Below are 17,117 nucleotides of genomic sequence, written 5' to 3'. Positions count from 1 at the left end.
CATGAAAAAACTATTAACATTGTTGCTATTTTCAGTAGTTTCAACTTATGCACAAAAGGCAGAAGAGAAGGTTACATTTACTGCAAAAATTGCCAACAGAAATTCAGATTCAATTGTAATTCGTTCGGGTAGAAACTTTACAAAAACTATTAAAATTAATAATAAAGGAGAATTTCAGGATTCATTTGATGTGGCTACAGGTTTGTATCAGTTTTTTGATGGTTCAGAATCAACCACATTATTTTTGAAAAATGGATATAATTTAAAATTAACAATGGACGCAAAAGAGTTTGATGAGTCTATTGTTTATTCAGGTAAAGGATCTAAAGAGAATAATTTCTTAGCTCAAAAGGCGCTTTCCGATGAAAATTTTGAAAAAGAACTTGAAGATCTTTTACAGAAAGATGAAGCAACATTTAAATCAGCTTTAGATAAAAAAAGCAATAATGATTTATCAAAATTAGAAGGTAGTGGTTTAGATGAAAAATTAGTAGGATTTTTAAAACCATCTATTCCAATGGAATCAAAAATGCTTTTAGAATATTATAATCAAAAGTTAGCGGCAAAAAAATTAGAAGGAATTGCTTCACCAAGTTTTGATTATGAAAATCATAAAGGAGGAAAAACGAAGTTAGAAGATTTAAGAGGGAAATATGTTTACATCGACGTTTGGGCAACTTGGTGTGGGCCATGTAGAGCTGAAATTCCTCATTTAAAGAAAGTGGAAGAAAAGTACCATGGTAAAAACATTGAATTTGTAAGTATTTCAGTTGATGTTGACAAAGACCATGAAAAATGGAAAAAATTTGTAACTGAAAAACAATTAGGAGGTATTCAATTGTTTGCAGATAAAAACTGGAATTCAGATTTTATTAAAGCTTTTGGTATTAACTCTATTCCAAGATTCTTATTAATTGGTCCTGATGGAAAAGTTTTAAAAGCTGATGCCGCTAGACCTTCTTCTGCTCAATTAACGGAGTTGTTAGATAGTCTTTTGAAGTAAAAAAAACTTAACATTAAAAAAACCAATGTGAAAGCATTGGCTTTTTTAATGTTAAGTTTTTATTTAATGTTATCAAATTGTTAAGTAAAAGTTTTTTTATTGTAAAAGTTTTTTTATATTTGTTATTATAATATTAACCTATTAAAAGAAAAGAAGATGAAAAATGTATTGATTGCAGGTGTAATGTTAGTAACAAGTCTAACATTTGCTCAAGAGGTAAAACCAAAATTAGAAGTGGTTGACCAAATGGTAAAAGCAACATATTATTATGAAAACGGACAAGTAAAACAAGAAGGATATTACTTAGATGGTAAATTACATGGGAAATGGGTTGCATTTAATGAAGATGGTACAAAGCAATCGATGGGAGAATATAATAAAGGAGCTAAATCTGGAAAATGGTTTTTTTGGAGCGATGCTTCATTAAGCGAAGTAGATTTTTCAGATAGTAGAATTGCTGAAGTAAAAAAATGGTCAAAAGATGTTTTAGTTAAAAACTAATTAATCGAATTCTAAAAAAAAGGAACTCAAATTTGAGTTCCTTTTTTGTTTAACCAATAATTAAAATTAAGGTTTAGTTTTTTTATCTAAATTTGGATTAAAAGAAAATCCGATACTAAAATAACCTGTTCCATCTTGTTTGTTAGAAAAAATATAATTGTTAGTATTTTTTCCTCTTTCTGAAACTCTTGCATTGAAAACTGTTGCCAATCCGGTTTCAAATGTTGCAATTATTGATTTGCTAAAACAATGTTCATAGGTTAAACCCGTATTTATTTCAATTGTTCTGTAATCATACACTTTTGCAAATCCGGTTTGGTTTATGTAAGTATAAAATCCGTTAGTATTTAGTTCGCTTCCTAAAGAAATTCTTCCGTTTTCGAATAAATTTCTTTTAAACAAAAAACGTTGTGGTAGAATAAAATCCAAACTCCATTTTGAATTTTTAAATCGATGATCTATTAAAAAAGTTGGAGAAGCTGGAACTGGAGAAGTTGGATCCGCTAAAACAATAAGTCCGACACCAATTGTGGTTCGTTCTGTTTTTTTCAAGATTATCGTTGCTCCAAAAAAACCTTTTATACGTTCAGCATATTTCTCGGTTCCATCAACAATTACACTTGCATTATATAGAAATGGTTTTTTAAACAGTTGTGAAAAATAAGTAAAACTTAAAGCTCCAGAAAGATAATGATAATTTAGTTTTTCATCGTAAACTGGAATCGAATTATCAATTTGACTTGCAACATCATTCAGCTCAAACGCTTCATATCTATATCTAAAAGAAGAAGTAATATTCCATCGTTGTTTTTTAATTATAGTGATATTGGCACTTGCGCTAAAACGAGAATGATTTTTGATTTCGCCTTTTTCAAACGGATTGTCAAATAATTCTGAATCGAAGTCGGTTGGTAAATAATTTTCAAATTTTAGATCAAACATTCGGGTTGTTGGGAACCTGTTGTTAATTGCTGATTGAACATTTTCTTTAAGTTCTTTATTTTCTTGACCTTTTGCAAAAAGAAAAACGAAGCACGTTAAAATAGAAAAAATTAATTTCATTGATTGATGGTTTTGAGTTTATTTTAAACCGTTATTCTAATTGACATAGTATATTTTGAAATATAAAAATGCCTCAATTATCTGAGGCATTTTTATTCAATAAATTAAATTTAATGCTTTGGTGTAAATCCGTCTTCGCTTATTTCTTTGTGAACATAATCAGCTTTCATTAAAGCGTCATAATCTACTTTAACATCTCTTCCAAGTTTCACTCTAATACTATCAACTATAGCGTAAACTACAGGAACTACAATTAATGTTAAGAATAAAGAGGAAATCAAACCACCAATAATTACCCATGCTAAACCATTATTCATTTCGGCAGCAGCACCTTTAGCAAGCGCAATTGGAATCATACCAATTACCATGGCAATAGTAGTCATTAAGATTGGACGCAAACGTGCATGGTTTGCCTGAACTAAAGCTTTGAAAGTTGTTTCTCCTGCTTCTTTTCTGTGATTAGCAAAGTCAACCAATAAAATCGCGTTTTTCGTTACTAATCCTATCAACATAATGATACCTAAAATGGTGAAAATATTAAGTGAGTTGTTTGTTAATGCCAAAGCAAATAACGCTCCAATGAACGATAATGGAATAGAGAACAATACCACAAAAGGCGTAACAAAGTCATCATACAAAGCAACCATTACTAAGTAAACTAAAATAATAGCAGCAAGTAAAGCTACTCCTAAAGTACCAAAACCTTCTGTTTGGTTTTCCATATCTCCACCCCAAACATAGTTAACTCCAGTTGGGCGTTCCATTTTTGAAAATACAGATTCCCATTCGGTTGAAATAGTACCAGAAGGTCTACCTACAGATTGTGCTTCAATCGTAACCGAAGTACTCTTATCTCTTCTTTCTAACATACTTGGACCTGAACTTTCAATCACCTCTGCAAATTGAGATAACTTGATTTGTTGTCCCATATTGTTTACAAAAATCAGATTATTTACATCATTAATGTTAGAACGATCGTATTCATTGAATCGGATGTTGATATCATATTCATATTCTCCTGCTCTAAATTTTCCATCGGTATTTCCGTTGAAAGCAGTTTGCATCGTTAAACCTACTGTTTGAAGATTTAATCCTAATGCTGCCATTTTATCTCGATCCACCTGAACTTTAATTTCAGGATTACCAGCTTCTGAAGTTAGTTTTACTTCTGATGCTCCTGGCACTTTTTTCAATTCAGCAGCTGCTTTTTGAGCAAATAACATTACATCGTCGAAATTTGGACCTGTAACAGTTAAAGCAATTGGAGCTTTATCGGCACCTAATAATCCCATAGGAACGGTTTTTACTTTAGCTCCCACCAATTCTTTTTCTAATTGACGTTTAATTTTAGCTGCATATATAAACGAGTTGTCATCACGTTTTGATTTTTCAACTAAAGAAATCAAAATTTCAGCTTTGTAAGCAGTGGATTGTGTAGCTCCCATACCATCACTAGTTTGACCTACTGTGGTAATCATATCTACGATATTTTTATCTTTTTTTAGATAAGCTTCCGCTTTTTGAGTCATAAAGTTGGTTTGTTCAACAGAAACATCTTTTGGCATTTCAATTTGAACTAAGAATTCTCCTTTATCGGTTTTAGAAAAGAACTCACCACCAATAAATCCACCACCTAATAATCCAAAAATTGAACCAAAGAAAATAACAGTAACGATAGCTAACGTTGTTTTTTTGTAATTTAAAGACCAAGTTAAAATGTCTGTTACTTTGTGAGTGAATTTGTCTAGGTAATTTTCAAAGCCTAAAATAATTTTTCCAAAAAACGATTCTTTATTTAAATGTTCTAATTTTCCGTAACGTGAGAATAGCCAAGGAACAATTGTAAATGAAGCCAATAACGACAATAATGTAGCAATAATTACTGTAACACAGAATTGCGTAATGATATTAGAAACTAATCCAGTACTCATGGCAATTGGTAAGAATACGACCACAATAACTAAAGTAATTGCGGTTACGGTAAATCCAATTTCAGCTGCACCATCATAAGCTGCGCGAACCTTGTTTTTACCCATTTCCATGTGACGGTGAATGTTCTCTAATACTACAATTGCGTCGTCTACTAAGATTCCCACTACTAACGAAAGTCCAAGTAAACTCATTAAGTTTAACGTGTATCCCATTAATGAAATTCCAATGAAAGTAGCAATCAACGAAGCTGGAATCGATACCATTACGATAGCAGCATTACGTAAACTGTGTAAGAAGAATAACATTACAAATGCAACTAAAAAGATAGCAAGAAATAAATCGTGCATTACATTATCGGCAGCAGTTAAGGTAAATTCACTACTATCGTTTGCAACTTTTAATTTTAAGTTTGATTTTGCGTAATCTTGTTCAATTTTAGCAATTGCTTCTTTTACTTTTTTACTAACTTCAACGGCATTTGCATCTGATTGTTTGATAACTTGTAAAAGGATTGATCCTTTCTCGTTAATTCTTGATATTTTAGTTACGTCTTTTTGCGCATCTTGAACATCAGCTACATCACCCAAACGCACTTGAACACCATTGTTTGAAGCAACAACTAAGTTGCGTAATTCTTCAACTGATTTATATTTTCCAGATAAACGAATGGTTGTACTGTTTTCTCTAGTTTTAATATTACCTGTAGGGAAATCTAAGTTTGAAGATAAAACTGCTTGTTGTACTTGAGGAACTGACAATCCAAATCCTTGTAATTTAGTTGCATCTAAGCTTACTTTAATTTCTCTTTCTTCACCACCTACTAAGTTAACTTGTGCCACACCAGGAACACGAGAAACAATTGGTTGAATTTTTTTATCTAACAAGTCATAAAAAGCAATTTCATCCATACTTGCTGTTGCTCCAATGGTCATAATTGGTAAATCACTCAAAGAGAATTTACTTAATGAAGGCGGATCAACATCGTCAGGTAAGTCTTTTAAAACTGCATTGATTTTACGTTGAGCATCATTTAAAGAATAATCGGCATCGGCATCCGCAGTTAGCGTAATCATTACTACCGATAGACTTTCATAAGATTTTGATTCTAATTTTTTGATGTTCTCCATGGTAGAAACCGCATCCTCAATTTTCTTGGTTACGGTGTTTTCCACTTCACTTGGAGAAGCTCCAGGATAAACAGTTGAAACGGTTACTACGTTAATTTCAAATTTTGGAATTAACTCATAACTCAACTGTTTATAACTGTATAGTCCACCTAATAATAGTATCGTAAAAAGTACGATAACCATAGAAGGTCTTTTAATTGATATATCTACAATTTTCATATAATCGATTTTAAGTAAGCGTCCTTTTTATTATTTTACGATAGAAACTTTAGTGCTATCACTTAAGTTAATTTGACCACTAGTTACTACTACATCTCCATTGTTTAAGCCACTTAGAATTTCAACTTTGTCTCCAAAAACTCTTCCAGCTACTACTTTTTTCATTTTTGCAATTTCGTTTTCAACCACAAATACTTGATTGCTACTAACACTTCCTACAAAAGCACTTCTTGGAATTGTCATTAATTCAGGTTGTTTTCCTTCTGGAGCACCAAAAATTACCGAGCCATACATTCCTGCTTTGATTTCGTTATTAGGATTGTTTGTAATTGCTACTTCGATAGGGAAGTTTAAAGAAGTATCTGCTTTTGGAGCAATAAAAGTTACTTTTCCAGTATATTCTTTGTCAGGAAATACACTTGCTTTTACTTTTACAATCGAACCAATTTTTAATTGTGCCACTTGACGCTCACTAACATTTACTTTCAGTTTTAACGAACTTGTATTCACAATTTCAAACATTTTTGTTGGTGGCATTGCGCTTAAAATAGTTCCTACTTCAATGAATTTTTTATTGATAATTCCACCGAAAGGCGCTTTTACTCTTGTGTCACCCACATTAATATTAGCTTGAGTTAATCTAGATTTTGCATTAATCATGTTAATTCTAGCTTGATCTAATTGTTGTTTTGTAACACCTCCAGTTTTGTAAGCACTTTCAAAACGATTGTAATCATTAAGAGCATTTTGATAATTAGCATTAGCTGTTTCTGCTTCAACACTTACCACATCACCTCTAATTATAGCTATTGTTTGACCTTTTGCTACTTTATCACCTTCTTTAACTAAAATTGAGATTACTTTTCCAGAACGTTCTGCTGCAAATTCCAATTCTTGAGCCGGAGAAAAGTTTCCGTTCGCAATAAAATTGTCTTCGATAGGATTTGTAGCTACTGTTGCTACACGCACCGCTACACTACTATTTTCTTGTGCAACAATTGCAGTATCGGCTTCATTTTGTTTTTTATTATTTACAAGAGTTACAATTGTAGCTCCAACTAATCCTACACCTAAAACGATATAAATTATTTTTTTCATTTGATTATTGGTTTAATAAGTTTTTTAGTTCTCCTTTTGATTTTATGAATTGAATTTCTGCTAATTTGTATTCTAAAATAGCGTTAGTGTAATTGTTCTGTGCTTCTACCATTGCATTTTCAGCATCTAATAAATCGGTTAAAGAAGCCAAACCTTGAGTGTAATTATTATTAGTATTGTTTAAAACTTCCTGAGCAAGTTGTGCATTTTCTTTTTGATTGTTGATGGTAATTAAACTGTTTTCAAGTTGTTTTTTTGCATTATCAAATGCTAAATCCAATGCTAATTTTGTGTCATCAAGATCAACTTTTATTGAGTTTAGGGCGTTGTTTGCTTGTCTAACTTTTGCTCTTGTTCCAAAACCTGTAAATAATGGAACTCTTAAACTTAATCCAATAGACGCAAAATCTGACCAATAAACACCATCTGCTGGTTTTGCAAAAAGAGGCATTTCAGGACCTTGACCAATGTAATTATAATTCCCACTTAATGAAAGTGTAGGGTAATAACCAGCTTGAACCGCCTTTTTTTGGTACGTTAATAATTGTTCTTGTTTTTTTAATAACAAATATTCTGTTCTTCCAGTTACGTCTGCTTTTGCAGATAAATCTTGTGGTGTAACCTCAAAAGCATTATTAGGAATGATAATTTTGTTTTCCATTGGCATTCCCATATAGAATTTTAAAGCATTTTCTTGTAAAGTAATCGCATTTAAAATTTGTTGGCGAAGCGAATTAATGTTGTTTACGCGAACAGTAATTCTGTCAAAATCAATTTTTTTAGCCAAGCCATTATCAAATTGCCCTTTTATAATGTCTTTAACTTTGTTGGTGTTTTTCAAATTATTATCAACTACAATAAGTTTTTGTTGTTGTACATAAACTTGATAATACGCATTTGCAACACGTTCAATAACTTGTTCTTCTGTTAATTGTGCATTAATTTGATAAAATTCTCTTGTAGATTTCGCTGCTTTTAAACCAGTAAAAACCGATTGATCAAATAAAGCTTGATTTAAAGATACTCCTGCAATAGAATTCCATTTTTGTCCAAGAGGTGCTAAAATAGTGGTTCCTGGTGCTCCAAAAAAATCGCCTGGTAAAGCATTTAATTGTAAAATAGGATTGTATGTCATACTTCCATTAGCCGAAATTTGAGGTAAGGCTCTCGAACGAACTTCTTGTATTTTATATTCGCTATTTTCTACTTCTAATTTCGCTTTTTTAGCTTCTGCTTTATTTTCGAGAGCAAAAGTGATAGCATCTTTTAACGTTAACGGAGCAATTTCTTGCGCACTTACCGATAATGTAAAACTTAATAAAGTTATGAGGATTGTATTCTTCATTGGTTATATAATTGGGTTTTTTAGGTGTTTTTCTAATTCTATTATTCCAGCTAAAGTAGCCATGGCTCTAATGTGATATTCTAAAGCTTTGACTTCTAATTCATGCGCGTCTTTTTCTAACATGGTATTTTCATTGATATTGAAGATTAACGTGTAATAAAACTTCACATAATTGTCTATGTCTAAATTTTCTCTGTATAAACCTTCTCTAATCCCTTTTGTGATGTTTTGTCGGAAACAATCTTCACAAACACTAACTTGCATACTTAAAACCTTGTCATAAATTTCAGGATAATGTTTTTTTAATTGGTATATTGGAGATGATTCGGCCGACTTGAACATTTCTCTAAACATTCTTTTTACTTCAAAATTTTCTTCAATAGCGTTGAAGTTTTCTTCTGCTATTTTGTTTAAAGTTGCTCGTATTTCTTTATGAACTGCTTGAATACTTTCTTCAATAAGAATGTCTTTATTTGAGAAATATTTGTAAATCGTTTTTTTTGAAATACACATTTCGCAAGCAATATCATCCATAGTAATGCTCTTGAAACCTAGTCTCAAAAACATTTCTTTCGCTTTATTTATAATTTTATCTTTCATCATTTCTCTAAAATCACTTTTAGTGGATTTTATTTTCGGGTACAAATGTATATCGGAAACTTTTAACACCAAAATAGTTCCCATTGTTTTTGCATAAATTTAACATTTGATATATTCGCCTCAATTCAGAATATTGAAGTATTTTAGCAAAAAATTCAAGCAATGCATTCTATATCGTACTATCAAGAAAAAATGGGTAATCATTTTTCGAAAATTGTTTCTAATAAAGAACCTAAAAATTTATACGAACCTATCGAGTATATTTTATCTCTTGGTGGTAAAAGAATGCGTCCCGTTTTGACATTAATGGCCAGTGAGGTTTTTAATGTAGATTGTGAAAAAGCCATTCCTGCTGCAACTGCGGTTGAGGTTTTTCATAACTTTTCATTGATTCACGATGATATCATGGACGATGCGCCTTTGCGAAGAGGAAACCAGACCGTTCATGAAAAATGGGATTTGAATACCGGAATTTTATCGGGTGATGCGATGCTGATTTTGGCCTATCAATATTTTGAAAATTATGAGCCCAAAATTTTTCAAAAATTAGCCAAATTATTTAGTAAAACCGCTTTAGAAGTTTGCGAAGGACAACAATATGATGTGGATTTTGAAATGCGCGACGATGTTACGATACCCGAATATTTGAAAATGATTGAATACAAAACCGCAGTTTTAGTCGGCGCTGCAATGAAAATGGGTGCTATTGTTGCCGAAACTTCAGACGAAAATGCGGATTCAATTTATGATTTCGGATTGAATTTAGGAATAGCTTTCCAATTACAAGACGATTATTTAGATGCTTTTGGAAATCCAGAAACCTTTGGAAAACAAGTGGGTGGGGACATTATTGAAAACAAAAAAACCTATTTATATTTAAAAGCAATTGAGTTTTCAAAACCAGAAGAAAAACAACAATTATTGCATTTGTTTTCGATTCAACCTTCAGAAAACACAGATAAAATTGAATCAGTAAAAGCCATTTTCAATGCTTCAGGAGCAAGCGAAGCTACCAAAAAAGCGATTCAAGAATATACTTTCAAAGCATTTGAAACTTTAGAAAAAATGGATATTGAAAATGAAAAGAAAGCTATTTTAAAAGCTTTTGGAGAGAATTTAATGGGAAGAAATGTATAATCCACCAGCAAATATTGATGCCTTAATTTCGCAAGCCGAAGAAGAACATTTGTACTTCAAGCTTATCGAGCAAGTAAACAAAGATTTTGCTTTAGCAAATGAATCTTTAGATGTGCCAGCAAGTATTTTTCCGTTTGAATTTAAGAATTTAGTACAAGAAAAAATATACAAACTCATTCAATATAAATTTGCTGAATATTTGAATTTACTTTACATTATTGATGTTCCAGAAGATCAAATCAAAAAATTAGATGGTTCTGATTTGGTTGAATTATCGGAGCAAGTTGCTTTTTTAGTGTTAAAACGCGAATGGCAAAAAGTGTGGTTTCGTAATAAGTATTAAAAATAAATTCTTACAAACGGCATAAACGCTTCTGCATAAATATTGTCTCTGTCTTTGTGCAAAACATTGTATCGAATTCCAATAGTTACATTTTCATTACGATATCCAGCTCCAACAAACAAAGCGGTATTCCAAAAATCTTGAGAATCGCTTCCAAAAGAATCATTAAAAGTTCTATTCACTCTTAATTGCTCTAATTCGGTTGAAATTTGTAATTCTTCGATGGGATTAAATAAAGCAACTACGCTTCCTCCATACATATTTGCTTTGTATAAATCGCGTTGTTTTACATAGTTGTATTGCACGCCTAAACCCGCTGACACGTATTGATTAAAGTTGTAAATAGCGCTTGGCGCAACCATAATATCAGCATAGCCATTGCCAACTCCTAAGCCTAATCCACCACCAAATTGTACATGGTTCCAAAAATCACTTTTTGTTTTCATTTCGGTGTTTTCTTGTGCAGAAATTTCAGAATTAAAACCAAATAAAAACACAATAGTTAGTAAAAGTGTTAAATTTATTACGGAATTCTTTTTCATAAATCAGTTTTGAAAAAATTAATGTTATAAAAGTATAAAAATCCTTGAAAGATTATCATAAAATGTTTTACTTTTGCGTAAAATTTTTAATTAATAGGTCTTACCGACAACACACTATGGATAGGTTTTCCTTTTTAAACGCTGCACATACTGCATTTTTTGCAGATTTATACGAACAATATTTACAAAATCCAGATAGCGTTGAGCCAAGCTGGAGAAGTTTTTTTCAAGGATTTGACTTCGCGCAAGCAGGTTATGGTTCTGAAGAATTTGCTGCACAAGTAGTTCAAGTAGCTTCAGGTGATTCAGGAGAAATTTCTGAAAAAATGCAAAAAGAGTTCAATGTTCTGAAATTAATTGAAGGATATAGAACACGCGGGCATTTATTCACAAAAACAAATCCGGTTAGAGATAGAAGACTTCATGGGCCTTCGCTAGCATTAGAAAACTTTGGCTTATCTCATGCCGATTTGAATACGGTTTTTGATGCAGCTAAAATGGTTAACATGAAGCCTTGTACTTTGGCTGAAATTGTAAAGCATTTAGAAAACGTGTATTGCCAATCTATCGGAGTGGAGTACATGTACATCAGAGAACCACACAAATTAGAATGGATTAAAAATCGTTTAGACATCAACGATAATTTACCAAACTTTTCTGCCGATAAGAAAAAACACATTCTTAAAAAATTAAACGAAGCGGTTTCATTTGAAAACTTCTTACACACTAAATATGTAGGTCAAAAACGTTTCTCGTTAGAAGGTTGTGAAGCGGTTATTCCTGCTTTAGACGCTTTAGTTGAAGCTGCGGCTGATAAAGGTGTAGAGCAATTCGTAATGGGAATGGCACACAGAGGTCGTTTGAATGTTTTGGCAAACATCTTTGGGAAAAACACTCAAAACATCTTCTCTGAATTTGACGGGAAAGACTATGACGAAGACGTAAACTTTGATGGTGACGTTAAATATCACTTAGGTTTAACTTCTGATAGAGTAACCGAATCAGGTAAGAAAATCAACTTAAATTTAGCTCCAAATCCTTCGCACTTAGAAACAGTAGGTGCCGTTATTGAAGGAATTACAAGAGCAAAACAAGATAGAAATTATCCAAATGATTTTTCAAAAGTATTACCAATTGCCGTTCACGGTGATGCCGCTGTTGCTGGTCAAGGTATTGTGTATGAAATTATTCAAATGGCTAAATTAGATGGTTATAAAACCGGTGGAACTATCCATTTAGTAATCAATAACCAAGTTGGATTTACAACGAATTACTTAGATGCGCGTTCGTCAACTTATTGTACGGATATTGCTAAAGTAACATTATCGCCAGTTTTACACGTAAATGCAGATGATGCAGAAGCGGTTGTTCATGCGATGTTATTTGCTTTAGATTATCGTATGGAATTTGGAACTGACGTTTTCATCGATTTATTAGGATATAGAAAATATGGTCACAACGAAGGTGATGAGCCTCGTTTTACACAGCCTGTTTTATATAAATTAATTGCAAAACATAAAAATCCAAGAGATATTTATGCTGAGAAATTAGCACAAGAAAATGTGATTTCGGCTGGATTTGTAAAAGAATTAGAAGAAGCATATAAAGCAAAATTAGATGAGAATTTAGAAGCCTCTCGTAAAAAAGACTTAACTGTAATTTCACCATTCATGGAAAATGAATGGGAAGGCTACAAACAAGTTTCTGATGATGTAATGCTTCAAAAATTTGATACCTCATTTGATAAAAAACAATTAACAGAAATTGCTAAAACCATTACAGAACTTCCTGCTGATAAAAAATTCATCAGTAAGATTACGAAGTTAATTGGAGATAGAAAAAATATGGTTGAAACCAATAAATTAGACTGGGCAATGGGCGAATTATTAGCTTATGGTTCCTTAATTTCGGAAGGTTTTGACGTGCGTATTTCAGGGCAAGACGTTGAAAGAGGAACATTCTCACACCGTCATGCTGTAGTTAAAGTAGAAGACTCGGAAGAAGAAGTAATTCTTTTAGACAAAATAAAAGATAAAAAAGGAAACTTTTATATCTACAATTCGCACCTTTCAGAATATGGTGTTTTAGGTTTTGAATACGGATATGCATTGGCATCGCCAAAATCTTTAGTAATTTGGGAAGCACAGTTTGGAGATTTCTCTAACGGAGCTCAAATTATGATTGACCAATACATTTCTGCAGGTGAAGATAAGTGGAACAACCAAAACGGATTGGTAATGTTATTGCCTCACGGTTATGAAAACCAAGGAGCAGAACATTCATCAGCACGTATGGAACGTTATTTGCAAATGTGTGCAAAACACAATATGTATATTGCCGATGTAACTTCGCCAGCCAACTTCTTCCATTTAATGAGAAGACAGTTAAAAACAGAATTCCGTAAGCCATTAGTAGTGTTTTCTCCAAAAAGTTTATTACGTCACCCAGATGTAGTATCTTCAATGGATGAATTAGCAAATGGACAATTCCAAGAAGTATTAGATGATCCAAATGTTGCTGATAAGAAAGCGATTAAAACATTGGTTTTCTGTACAGGAAAAGTATATTTCGACATCATTGCACAAAGAGAAGAATTAGGTAGAAACGATGTGGCGGTTGTTCGTTTAGAACAATTGTTCCCATTAGCAGTTGACCAAATCAAAGCGATTATCGACAGTTATCCAAATGTTGACGATTATGTTTGGGCACAAGAAGAACCTAAAAACATGGGAGCTTATTCTTATATGTTAATGAATTTCGATTTAGTAAAATTAAGATTAGCTTCGCCAAAAGCATATAGTGCACCAGCAGCAGGTAGTTATGAACGTTCTAAAAAACGTCAAAAGAATGCCATTGCAATGGTTTTTGATAAAACATTATTTCAATAAAAATAAAAACAGATAATAGTTTAGGTTTAAGACTAACACAACTTTTAAACTTCTAAACTTATTTTAAACTTTTAAACTAAAAAACATGATTTTAGAAATGAAAGTCCCTTCTCCAGGGGAATCAATTAAAGAAGTAGAAATTGCTACATGGTTAGTAAAAGATGGTGATTATGTAGAAAAAGACCAAGCGATTGCTGAGGTTGATTCAGACAAAGCAACATTAGAATTGCCAGCTGAAGCAAGTGGAATCATTACATTAAAAGCAGAAGAAGGTGATGCAGTAGCAGTTGGTGCTGTAGTTTGTTTAATCGATACAGGTGCAGCAAAACCAGAAGGTGGTGCGGCTCCAGCTAAAGAAGAAGCAAAAACGGTTGAAGTTTCAAAAGCTGAGGCTCCAAAAGCAGCTCCTGTAGCAGAAAAAACATACGCAACGCAAGCGCCATCTCCAGCAGCTAGAAAAATATTAGACGAAAAAAACATCGAGCCTTCTGACATTGTTGGAACAGGTAAAGGAGGAAGAATCACTAAAGATGATGCTGTAAATGCAGTACCATCAATGGGAACACCAACAGGTGGAAACCGTGGTTCAGAAAGAACAAAACTTTCTATGTTACGTAGAAAAGTAGCTGAACGTTTAGTATCAGCTAAAAACGAAACAGCAATGTTAACTACTTTTAATGAAGTAGATATGACGGCTATTTACGCTTTACGTGATCAATATAAAGAAGAGTTCAAAGCTAAACATGGTTTAGGATTAGGCTTCATGTCGTTCTTTACTAAAGCGGTAACTCGTGCTTTACAATTGTATCCAGATGTAAACTCTATGATTGATGGTCAAGAGAAAATTTCTTACGACTTCTGTGATATTTCTGTAGCGGTTTCTGGTCCAAAAGGATTAATGGTTCCAGTTATGAGAAATGCAGAAACGTTATCTTTCAGAGGTGTTGAAGCAGAAATCAAAAGATTAGCTATTAGAGCTCGTGACGGACAAATTACAGTTGATGAAATGACAGGTGGAACATTCACAATTTCTAATGGTGGTGTTTTTGGAAGTATGTTATCAACACCAATTATTAATCCTCCACAATCTGGTATTTTAGGAATGCACAATGTGGTAGAAAGAGCTATCGTTAAAAATGGTCAAATCGTAATTGCTCCAGTTATGTACGTTGCCTTATCATACGACCACAGAATCATCGACGGACGTGAGTCAGTTGGATTCTTAGTAGCGGTGAAAGAAGCATTAGAAAACCCAGCAGAATTATTAATGGGCGGAAATGTGAAAAAAGCATTAGAATTATAGAAATATAAATCCCAATATTTAAAAACCCAAATTCGAAAGAGTTTGGGTTTTTTCTTTACTAAAAATACTGAGTTTGGATAATACTATTTGAAAATAGTAAAAGTTAATCTTGGAAGAATATTCAAAATAGTGTAGTTTTATTCTTATTTTAGCACACTATAATTTTTAGGTTGAGCCCCTTTTCAAGATGTATAAATTTACTTTTTCTGTTATATTGCTATTATTTATTAATTTGATTTTTGCTCAAGAATTGAGTGAATCAGAAATTAGTAGAACCCGAAGTATTCAAGAAAATCTTATTTCAAATCCTGAAAAAGCTTACACTGAGGCTTTGGAAATAAGTAATTCAAAAAATGAGTTATTTCGTTTTTATGGCAAATATTACGTAGCCAATTATTTTTATAATAAATCAGAGTTTACTTACTCAAAGAAACTACTTATCATACTTATAGATAGTATCGAAAAAAGTAAGATGGATAAATCAAGTAAAGTATATCAAGATTTGCTTGGAATGTGTGTAAACAAACTGTTTTACATCCATAAAAATTTAGGAGAATACGACTTAGCATTGTTTTATCTTGATAAATATAAAAATAGTGTGCCCAATAATCATTTTAACGAACAATATGGCTCAATTAAGGTTGCTATGGGCGATTATGTAAATGGAATTGCTTTGTTAAAGAGAGAATTAAAAACTTCTCATCACTTAAAATTGGGAGTAGGTGAAAAAAAAGTAATGAACAAGAAACTGTTTGCAGATAAATATAATATTATTGGCGAAGCTTATCAAAAGTATTATATTCGTTCGAAGAAAACCATGTTGTTAGATTCTGCAAATCATTACTTTAATGTAGCTGCAAAAATGATGTTACAAGATAATTTTCAACCTGAGTACACCAAAGCATTATTAAGCATGCGCGAAGCAAAAAGTGCAGCTTTAGCAGGAAATTACGAGAAATCTTTGTCGTTATATAGAAAGCGAAAAAAGTATCCTATTATTCAGGATAATATAAGAACAGAACAATTGTTCGATTTAGGAATGGCCGATTGTTTTCATCATTTAAAACAAGTTGATTCGGCACTTTTCTATTGTAAAAAATATGTTGAAAGTTATCAAGTAACTAAAGTTTCTAAAGAAAATTTATTAATGACTTATAACATTATGACACAATGTTATAATGAGAAAAATGACACTAAAAATGCGTATCGCTACGCCCAAAAAAGTTTAGAGTTAATTCAATCTATAGAAGGAATAAAAAGTAAATCTTTAAATTTTCTTCACAATTACGATTTAAACAAAATAAGGGAAGAGTCTAATAAAGTTATTGCATCTAAGAATTATTTTAAAATATCGCTTTTTGGTATTTTGATTCTTTTTGCTGTAGTGGTTTATAGTTTTTATTATTATTACAAAAATCAAAAAGAAAAGCATTATCGGTTTTTAAAAATTATTCAAGATCTAAAAGAATCTAAAACTTCAGAAATTAGTATTCTACAAATTGATAAAACCGAACTACAACCAAAACAAACACTCGATGAAGAGCTTATCGAAAAAATAGCAATTGGTTTAAAAAAGTTAGAACAAAAAGAGACCTTTTTAGATCCTAACTTCAAGTTGGCTTTTGTGGCTAAAAAATTAAATACAAATACCGCATATTTGTCGCAATATTTCAATCAAGTAATGCAAAAAACTTTTTCGGAATATACTCAAGAATTACGAATTCATTACGTACTTCAAAAGCTGAAAGATGCTCCCTATTTTCGTAAATATACTTTGCAAGCTATTGCAGAAGAAGTAGGTTATAAAGATGCCAATACACTTGTTCGTGTTTTTAAAAAGCAAACCGGACTTTCTCCAAATTATTTTATTGAACAATTAGAAAGCACAAATTAAGCATTTAATAATCAGTAAAATAAACTCCATTTTATCTTCTGATTATTTATAAATAGTCCAATATATAAATTGGTCAAGTAATTCTTATCATATAGTTTTGGTGGAAAATAAAATCAAACTTAA

At 31.9% G+C, this 17,117-nt stretch carries 13 protein-coding genes; 7 read left to right on the top strand and 6 right to left on the bottom strand.

The genetic code is table 11. From position 1 onward, the window contains the following. The first annotated feature begins 1 nt into the window (after position 1). Together M9Q43_RS00970 and M9Q43_RS00965 are read left to right on the top strand one after the other, a co-directional pair. Complete coding sequence (locus tag M9Q43_RS00970) at positions 2 to 1,003, top strand: TlpA family protein disulfide reductase (RefSeq protein ID WP_262317117.1); 1,002 nt, start codon at positions 2 to 4, stop codon at positions 1,001 to 1,003. Between the two features lie 156 nt (positions 1,004 to 1,159). After that, entirely contained in the window at positions 1,160 to 1,504 is a 345-nt protein-coding gene (locus M9Q43_RS00965; protein WP_262317116.1) for a toxin-antitoxin system YwqK family antitoxin, read from the top strand. A gap of 66 nt (positions 1,505 to 1,570) precedes the next feature. On the opposite strand, the gene M9Q43_RS00960 is transcribed toward M9Q43_RS00965, so the two are convergent. The 5 genes from M9Q43_RS00960 to M9Q43_RS00940 form a co-directional block, all read right to left on the bottom strand. Continuing rightward, a complete protein-coding gene (locus M9Q43_RS00960) occupies positions 1,571 to 2,566 on the bottom strand; it encodes a hypothetical protein (protein WP_262317115.1) in 996 nt (331 codons plus the stop codon). Positions 2,567 to 2,676: 110 nt separating this feature from the next. Next, positions 2,677 to 5,844, bottom strand: a complete 3,168-nt coding sequence (locus M9Q43_RS00955; RefSeq protein ID WP_262317114.1) for an efflux RND transporter permease subunit — start codon at positions 5,842 to 5,844, stop codon at positions 2,677 to 2,679. A 30-nt stretch (positions 5,845 to 5,874) separates the two neighbouring features. Beyond that, a complete protein-coding gene (locus M9Q43_RS00950; protein ID WP_262317113.1) occupies positions 5,875 to 6,942 on the bottom strand; it encodes an efflux RND transporter periplasmic adaptor subunit in 1,068 nt (355 codons plus the stop codon). Between the two features lie 4 nt (positions 6,943 to 6,946). After that, complete coding sequence (locus M9Q43_RS00945; protein WP_262317112.1) at positions 6,947 to 8,287, bottom strand: TolC family protein; 1,341 nt, start codon at positions 8,285 to 8,287, stop codon at positions 6,947 to 6,949. A 3-nt stretch (positions 8,288 to 8,290) separates the two neighbouring features. Further along, positions 8,291 to 8,890, bottom strand: coding sequence for a TetR/AcrR family transcriptional regulator (locus M9Q43_RS00940; protein ID WP_316044619.1), 600 nt, complete (start codon positions 8,888 to 8,890; stop codon positions 8,291 to 8,293). Between the two features lie 159 nt (positions 8,891 to 9,049). On the opposite strand from M9Q43_RS00940, the gene M9Q43_RS00935 reads away from it, so the two are divergent. Both M9Q43_RS00935 and M9Q43_RS00930 read left to right on the top strand, forming a co-directional pair. Then, positions 9,050 to 10,024, top strand: a complete 975-nt coding sequence (locus M9Q43_RS00935) for a polyprenyl synthetase family protein (RefSeq protein WP_262317111.1) — start codon at positions 9,050 to 9,052, stop codon at positions 10,022 to 10,024. Next, the gene (locus tag M9Q43_RS00930; RefSeq protein ID WP_262317110.1) at positions 10,017 to 10,367 is read left to right on the top strand and encodes a hypothetical protein; all 351 of its coding nucleotides are present in this window, start codon (positions 10,017 to 10,019) and stop codon (positions 10,365 to 10,367) included. The genes M9Q43_RS00935 and M9Q43_RS00930 overlap by 8 nt, the downstream gene beginning before the upstream one ends. On the opposite strand, the gene M9Q43_RS00925 is transcribed toward M9Q43_RS00930, so the two are convergent. Next, entirely contained in the window at positions 10,364 to 10,909 is a 546-nt protein-coding gene (locus M9Q43_RS00925) for a hypothetical protein (protein WP_262317109.1), read from the bottom strand. The two genes, M9Q43_RS00930 and M9Q43_RS00925, sit on opposite strands and share 4 nt — an antisense overlap. A gap of 116 nt (positions 10,910 to 11,025) precedes the next feature. On the opposite strand from M9Q43_RS00925, the gene M9Q43_RS00920 reads away from it, so the two are divergent. The 3 genes from M9Q43_RS00920 (at position 11,026) to M9Q43_RS00910 (ending at position 16,994) form a co-directional block, all read left to right on the top strand. Beyond that, positions 11,026 to 13,797, top strand: a complete 2,772-nt coding sequence (locus M9Q43_RS00920) for a 2-oxoglutarate dehydrogenase E1 component (RefSeq protein ID WP_262317108.1) — start codon at positions 11,026 to 11,028, stop codon at positions 13,795 to 13,797. Positions 13,798 to 13,882: 85 nt separating this feature from the next. Then, positions 13,883 to 15,100 carry a 2-oxoglutarate dehydrogenase complex dihydrolipoyllysine-residue succinyltransferase gene (odhB, locus tag M9Q43_RS00915; RefSeq protein ID WP_262317107.1) on the top strand — a complete coding sequence of 406 codons (1,218 nt, stop codon included), beginning with the start codon at positions 13,883 to 13,885 and terminating at the stop codon, positions 15,098 to 15,100. 187 nt (positions 15,101 to 15,287) lie between these two features. Beyond that, positions 15,288 to 16,994 (top strand): helix-turn-helix domain-containing protein, encoded by a 1,707-nt coding sequence (locus tag M9Q43_RS00910; protein ID WP_262317106.1) that lies wholly within the window; start codon positions 15,288 to 15,290, stop codon positions 16,992 to 16,994. Positions 16,995 to 17,117 lie beyond the last annotated feature (123 nt).

Source organism: Flavobacterium odoriferum, assembly GCF_025499515.1.
Classification (GTDB): Bacteria; Bacteroidota; Bacteroidia; order Flavobacteriales; family Flavobacteriaceae; genus Flavobacterium; species Flavobacterium odoriferum.
This window is presented reverse-complemented; position numbering and strand designations above follow the sequence as displayed.